Genomic DNA, 6,741 nt, shown 5'->3' with positions numbered 1-6,741 from the left:
TATACCTACCCGTCTCCCCCTCCACTCTTACCTCCCCCCCCCCGCTGCCGACCTCCCGCCGCCCGGGTGATCACCCGGGCGGCGCGGGCCGACCGCCTCGACCTGGCGGCCCTGGCCGGGCAGGCCCGCGAGTCCGCCAACCCGGTGGTGGCGCTGGTACGGGAGTTCACCGCACTGGTGGCCGCCCAGGACGCGGACGCCGCAGCCTATGTGCACCGCGGCTCCACCAGCCAGGACATCCTCGACACGGCCACCGTCCTGGTGGCCCGCCGCGCCCTGCGGCTGATCCGCACCGACCTGGAACGCGTCGAACAGGCGCTGGCCCGCCTCGCCGAACAGCACCGGGACACCCTCATGGCGGGCCGCACCCTGGCCCTGCACGCGGTGCCCACGACCTTCGGCCTCAAGGCGGCGCTCTGGCGCCACCTCGTCCTGGACGCGGCACAGAAACTGGACGAGGTGGGCACGCGGGGACTTCCCGTCCAGCTCGGCGGCGCCGCCGGCACGCTGGCCGGCTACCTGGAGTACGCGCCCGACGCCGAACCCGCCCGCTACGTCCAGGAGCTGACCGAGACGTTCGCAGCCGAACTGGAACTGTCCGCACCGCTCGTGCCCTGGCACGTGCTGCGCACCCCCGTGGTGGACCTGGCCACGGCCGCCGCGTTCCTGTGCGGCGCCCTCGGCAAGATCGCCGTCGATGTGCTGTCCCTGACCCGCACCGAGGTCGGCGAGGTGCACGAGCCGGCCCCCAGCGGCCGCGGCGCCTCCTCGGCGATGCCGCACAAGCGCAACCCCGTACTGGCGGCCGCCATACGCTCCGCCGCCCTGCAGTCGCCGCAGCTCGCGGCGAGCGTGCTGGCGTGCATGCCGAGCGAGGACGAACGCTCCGCCGGCGCCTGGCACGCCGAATGGGAGCCCCTGCGCGCCCTGCTGCGGCTGGCCGGAGGAGCGGCACATCAGGCGGTGGAGCTGACCTCCCAGCTGTCGGTGGACCCGCAGCGCATGCGCGCCAACGCCGACATCACCGGAGGGCAGATCGTCTCCGAGCGGATCGCCGCCCATCTATCGCCGCTGCTCGGAAAGGCCCGGGCACGGCAGCTGCTGAACGAGGCGTCCGCCCACGCGGCGCGCACCGGCGAGTCCCTGGCCGCCATCTTGCGCAACGATCCCCGCACAGCGGCCGCCCTCGCCGGCGCACCCGTGGCCGACCTGTTCACGGCCGAGGCGTACACCGGGGCCGCGGGAGTGCTGACGGACCGTGCACTCTCGCGCTCACTGGACTGAAGGAACAACCACCAGGACCACGCCGCCCCCTCGCATGGCAGCGCGGCCGCCCGGCCGGTGAACGTCACCCTCGACGCCCACGGCCGGGCGGCCGCGCCCGCGCCCGCAGATACCCCGCCGACCTGCGCGCACACCACGACCACCAAAACCTACGGCTACGGCCTCAGGGCCGGCGCCGCAGTGCGATCTGCGTGAGTTCGTCGATGTCGAACTCCGACCGGCCCGGTGTGCCGTAGCGCTTGATCTTCCCCCGGCTCACCCACTTGCGGATGGTCGCTTCGGACACACCCGCCGCCAAAGCGGCCACATTCGTCGGCACGAGCCTGTGGCGTGGCGGTCTGGTCATGCGCCGACCGCCTTTCGCTGCCGATCCATGAGCGGCCGCAGGGTAATCCACTCGTGCAATTCCCAGGTATGTCCCGACGAACACCCGATGCTGCTCTTTCCCGCGTTCCTGATGCTCTGCGACGACGTGTTGATCGTCCCCGTGCAGTTGTCGACGACACACGTGACGAGCGCATTCAGATCACCGGGGCCCGGATCGATGGTCCGCAGCAGTTCCGTCTTGAGGCCCTCGATCTCGTCTGCGAAGTCGGCAGCCGGCGGCTGACCGGCCAGCCACGCGACGTTCACCAGCAGAAAGCGTGCCAGGTGCGGAACGGACCGGGCGGGCACAGCCTTTCCGAGCTTTTCCACGACGAACTGCGACCACGACTCCAGCACGGCGAGGATGTTGTGCCGGGCATCGAGCGCGGACATGTTCAGGTGGTCCCTGCTACGGCTCCCGGACACCTTCGGCTGACTCATCCGCCTGGATATGGGCGATATGTGATGCAGGCTCTCCTGATAGAGACGGGCCAGCGTGCGCAGGTTGCTCTCCAACTGCCTGATGCACGGGGCGCAGAGGACGGACCCGGTGGCAGCGCGGAGTTCCCGGGTATGACTTCCGGGGCATGCGTGAAACTCCTCCATGGATCTCCTTCATGAGGTGGCTCGCCCTGCAACGATCACGGATCACATGAATTCCCCCCGCTGATTGCTGCAGCTGGGCTGGCCCCTGGGGAGAGGGAGGCTCGGTATAGCCGGCCGGATTCCATGCCGAGACCGCCAAAAGGCGTCGCGGTGGTGACCGGACGGCCCAAGTCGGGGAATGTGGCAGAGAGTTCGTATCTGGCCTGGCGAGCACAGGCCCTGAGGTGTTCAGCGGATATAACGCGTCATGTGCGTTCCCTGCCCCCGATGCTGCCCGGACGTAACTACGGGTGCACTGCGAGAGTTTCACGGCACATTTGAAGGTGTCAACGTTCACCATTCGCAATGGATCGCCGCTAAAGTGGAACTCCAGATTCACGGCCGGGCGGCCAGGTCACGCGATGTCAGACACCCGGCCGGCCGCACACACCACCGCACACCCCCACGCACGGCCGCGCCCGTCCGCGCCCGCCCGTCGCCCTGCGCCACCCGGCCCGCGCACTCGACGCCCGCCAAAGCCCTTGTCGCGCCCGCCTCGAGGATCGCTCGAGCCGCCATGCCTGCCCGGCACCCCGAGCGGGCCGCCGGCGGCCGCTGCCGGACCCTACCGGCCTGCGCCCCCACCAGGCACATCGCCCCCCGGCCCCCGCGCGCACGGACGGTGCCCCGCGCGCACACCACCGCGCCACCGCACACCGGCGGCGGCCGGGCGCACCCTGCCGCGCAAAGCGCCGCGCGCCGCATGATGCAACCACAACGCACGGGGGAGGCGGCCGAGTTGAGTCTTCACGCACCTGTTGCCGACGGCGGCGGCCACGGCCACGGTCATGCCGTGGTGATCGGCCAGAGCCTCGCCGGGCTCACCGCGGCCCGGGCCCTGGCCCACTTCATGGACCGGGTCACCGTGATCGAACGCGACCGGCCGCCGCCCGGATCCGGACGCCGCCGGGGCGTACCCCAGGCACGCCACACCCACCGCCTCATGACCGCCGCCCAGCAGGGCCTGGAGCAGCTGTTCCCCGGCATCGCAGCAGACCTCGAGCGCGCCGGAGCGGTCCGCGTCCGCATGCCGGCGGACATGCTGCTGCTCGGCCCGGACGGCTGGCTGCCCCGCCACGACACCGGCCACTCGATGCTGAGCGCCGGCCGTGACCTGATCGACGCGGTGGTACGCGACCGGCTGCGCGCCGAGCCCAAGGTGGCCTTCCTCAACGAGCACGAGGTCGTAGCCCTGCAGGGCGGCCCCAACGACACGGTCACCGGCGTATGGGTGCGCGGCCGTCACCGGCAGGCGCCCGGCGGCCTCGGCCCTGCGCACCTGATATCCGCCGACTTCGTGGTGGACGCCTCCGGACACGACTCGCGCGCCCCCCAGTGGCTGGCCGCCCTCGGCTACCAGCCGCCCCGGGAATCGGTGACCGCCGCCCCGTCCGCCTGCGCCTCCGCCGTGTTCGCGCCGCCCGTCGGCCATGTCGCCGACTGGAAGAGCCTGTTCCTTGCCGCCGCGCCCGGCGATTCGCGCCAGGGCATGCTCCACCCCGTCGAGGGCGGCCGCTGGTCGGTGTCGCTGTGGGCCGGCGACGGCGAGCCGCCGCCCACCGACCACGCGGGGCTGCTGCGCGCCGCGGGCGCCCTGCGCCACCCCCTGCTGCGCGACGTCATCGAGGCCGCCACCCCCCTCGGCCCGGTCTACGGCTGGACCCCCGGCGCCCACCGGTGGCGCCGCTACGAGAAGCTGCGCCGCTTTCCCGACCGGTTCCTCGTCGTCGGCGACGCCCTCGCCACCCTCGATGCGGCCCACGGCCAGGGCATGACGCTCGCCGTGGAGTGCGCGCTCGTCCTCGACTGCATGCTGACCGTGCACGGCACCGCGACCGGCCTCAGCCACCGGCTGCGCCGGGCCCTGGCCCATCACGTGGCCCCCGCCTGGAAACTGAGCGCCCGAAACCTGCGCGCGGCAGGCGGGAACAGCGACGTGCCGGCCCGGCCCGGCCGGCGCAGGCGCTGGGCGGCCCGGTTCGGCAGGCGCTGGGCGGGCCGGATCGCGGGCGCCGCGGCCGCCGGTCCGCACACGGCGACGCTCCTGCACCAACGGCCCCGGACCACTGCCCCGCCAGGCACCGGGCCCGGCCCGGCCGCGGGCATGCCGCCCAGCACCACCCACGGCCCCAACGCGCGGCGGCGCCGCCCGGCCGCGCCGCCCGTACCCGCCAGCGGGGTCGGCGCCGGCACTCCCGGGCCGCGGCCCGCCGGCTCGTCGGCGCAGTGGCCGACCACCGCACCCGCAGGGGAGCGGCGCCGGCCGTGAGCGCCGCGCGCTGCCCGAACCGCGCGAAAGCACCCCCGCCGGCAGGCGCGGACGTACGCTGCCGTGGAGCACGGGGGCAACGCGACCGGCCGCGCCAAAAGGCGAGGCGGAAAACCGGGAGCGCAGGCGCGAGCCGGTGACCGGGGCGAGCGTCCCGGCCCGCCGGGCGGAGCGAGCGGGCAGCGGGACGGCTCGCAACTCGCTTGAGAATCCCTTGAGTCGGGGCCGGGCTCCGGCTCGAGCGTCGTTGTCCGGCCCTGTCGCACCTCGATAGCGTTCCCTCGCTCCAATGGCACGGGCCCGCTTTCGCCGCTGCTGGCCACCCCTCACCACCAGCCTGTCACGGGCCGGACGGGTGTGCCTGTGACGGCCGAGCGGCGAGGGGAGGGCGCGCGGGTAGTGAGCATCACCGAAGAGGCGCCGCGCAGCAGGCGCCAAGAGCCACAGGGCGAAAGCATCGCCGACTGGATGGACGGACGGCTCGGGACCTACAAATGGGGGACCCTGGCCCGCAAGATCTTCCCCGAGCACTGGTCGTTCATGCTCGGCGAGATCGCGCTCTACAGCTTCATCATCCTGATCCTCACCGGGATCTGGCTCACCCTGTTCTTCGACCCGAGCATGTCGGAGACCGTCTACCACGGCCCCTACGCCCCGCTGCAGGGCGTGGTGATGTCGGACGCCTACGCCTCCACGGTCAAGATCAGCTTCGAGGTGCGCGGCGGTCTGTTCATCCGCCAGCTGCACCACTGGTCGGCCCTGACCATGATCGCCGCGCTCAGCCTGCACACGCTGCGGCACTTCTTCACCGGCGCGTTCCGCAAGCCGCGCGAGGTCAACTGGCTGATCGGCTTTTTGATCCTCGTCCTCGCCATCGTGGAGGGCTTCCTCGGGTACTCACTCCCCGACGACCTGCTCTCGGGCACCGGCCTGCGCATCTTCGAGGGCATCACCCTCGCCATCCCGCTGGTCGGCACCTACCTGCAGATGTTCATCTTCGGCGGCGAGTTCCCCGCGCACGACATCGTGCCCCGGTTCTACAGCTTCCACATCCTGCTGGTCCCGGGCATCATGCTGGCCCTGACCGTCGTGCACCTGATCCTGGTCTTCTACCACAAGCACACCCAGTTCCGGGGCCCCGGCCGCACCGAGAACAACGTCGTCGGACAGCCCCTGGTGCCGAACTACACGGCCAAGGCCGGCGGCTTCTTCTTCATGATCTTCGGCCTGCTCGCGCTGATGGCAGGCATCGCCTCCATCAACCCGGTGTGGCGGTTCGGCCCCTACCGCCCCGACCAGATCTCCCAGGGCTCCCAGCCCGACTGGTACATGGGCTTCCTCGAAGGCGCGCTGAGAGCGATGCCCGCCTGGGAGTTCACCATCGCGGGCCACTACACCGTCAACCTCGGCGTCATCATCCCCGCCGTCGTCGTACCCACCGTGATGGCGACCGTGCTCGCCCTGTGGCCGTTCCTGGAGACCTGGGTCACCGGCGACAAACGCGAGCACCACCTCCTGGACCGGCCGCGCGAACAGCCCGTACGCACCGCGTTCGGCTGCGCCTTCATCGCCCTGTACCTGGTGCTGTTCTTCGGCGGCGCCAACGACATCCTGGCCGAGCGCTTCCACCTGTCCCTGAACCAGATCACCTGGGCGGTACGGATCGGCGTCTTCCTCGTCCCGGCGCTCACGTACATCGTCACCAAGAGGATCTGCCTGGGCCTGCAGCTGCGCGACCGCGACAAGCTCCTGCACGGCCGGGAGACCGGAAGGATCAAGAGGCTGCCGCACGGCGAGTTCGTCGAGGTGCACGAACGCCTCGACCGCGAGCGGGAGTACACCCTGCTGTCCAGGGAGATCCCCGAGGTGCTGCCGGCACCCGAGCCGGAACACGACGGCGTGCCCAACCCGCGCAGCCGCAAGCAGGCACTGCGCCACCGGCTCAGCCGCTGGCTGTTCGGCGGACAGGTCGCCACCCCGACACCGCAGGAGATGCAGCAGGCCCTGGAGCATCACGGCCACGCACCCGACGGGCACGCCGCCGGCGGAGAACTGGAGTCCAGCGGCCACGGCTCCGCCTCGGGGACGTGAGACCGGCGGGGCAACCGACCGGCTGACGGCACGCCCCCCGCGCGAGGGGGCCGAAGACCGCGGCGCGGGTGAGCAGAGCACTGCTC

Annotated in this window: 5 protein-coding genes; 3 read left to right on the top strand and 2 right to left on the bottom strand. The window is 71.9% G+C overall.

Annotated features, from left to right (window positions below; translation table 11 throughout):
* A partial coding sequence (locus tag ABZ471_RS47250) for an adenylosuccinate lyase family protein (RefSeq protein WP_359075336.1) occupies positions 1-1,284 on the top strand: 1,284 nt, incomplete at its 5' end.
* A 163-nt stretch (positions 1,285-1,447) separates the two neighbouring features.
* Here the strand turns inward: ABZ471_RS47250 and ABZ471_RS47245 are convergent.
* Entirely contained in the window at positions 1,448-1,630 is a 183-nt protein-coding gene (locus ABZ471_RS47245; RefSeq protein ID WP_359075335.1) for a hypothetical protein, read from the bottom strand.
* A complete protein-coding gene (locus tag ABZ471_RS47240) occupies positions 1,627-2,043 on the bottom strand; it encodes a hypothetical protein (RefSeq protein WP_359075334.1) in 417 nt (138 codons plus the stop codon). Before ABZ471_RS47240 ends, ABZ471_RS47245 begins: the two co-directional genes overlap by 4 nt.
* Positions 2,044-3,034: 991 nt before the next feature.
* On the opposite strand from ABZ471_RS47240, the gene ABZ471_RS47235 reads away from it, so the two are divergent.
* Positions 3,035-4,564 (top strand): FAD-dependent monooxygenase, encoded by a 1,530-nt coding sequence (locus ABZ471_RS47235; protein WP_359075333.1) that lies wholly within the window; start codon positions 3,035-3,037, stop codon positions 4,562-4,564.
* 468 nt (positions 4,565-5,032) lie between these two features.
* A complete protein-coding gene (locus tag ABZ471_RS47230) occupies positions 5,033-6,655 on the top strand; it encodes a ubiquinol-cytochrome c reductase cytochrome b subunit (RefSeq protein ID WP_359075337.1) in 1,623 nt (540 codons plus the stop codon).
* Positions 6,656-6,741 lie beyond the last annotated feature (86 nt).

This window comes from Streptomyces sp. NPDC005728, from assembly GCF_040630895.1.
GTDB lineage: Bacteria > Actinomycetota > Actinomycetes > Streptomycetales > Streptomycetaceae > Streptomyces.
The sequence above is the reverse complement of the archived record's forward strand: the minus strand, read 5'-3'. Positions and strand labels throughout refer to the sequence as shown.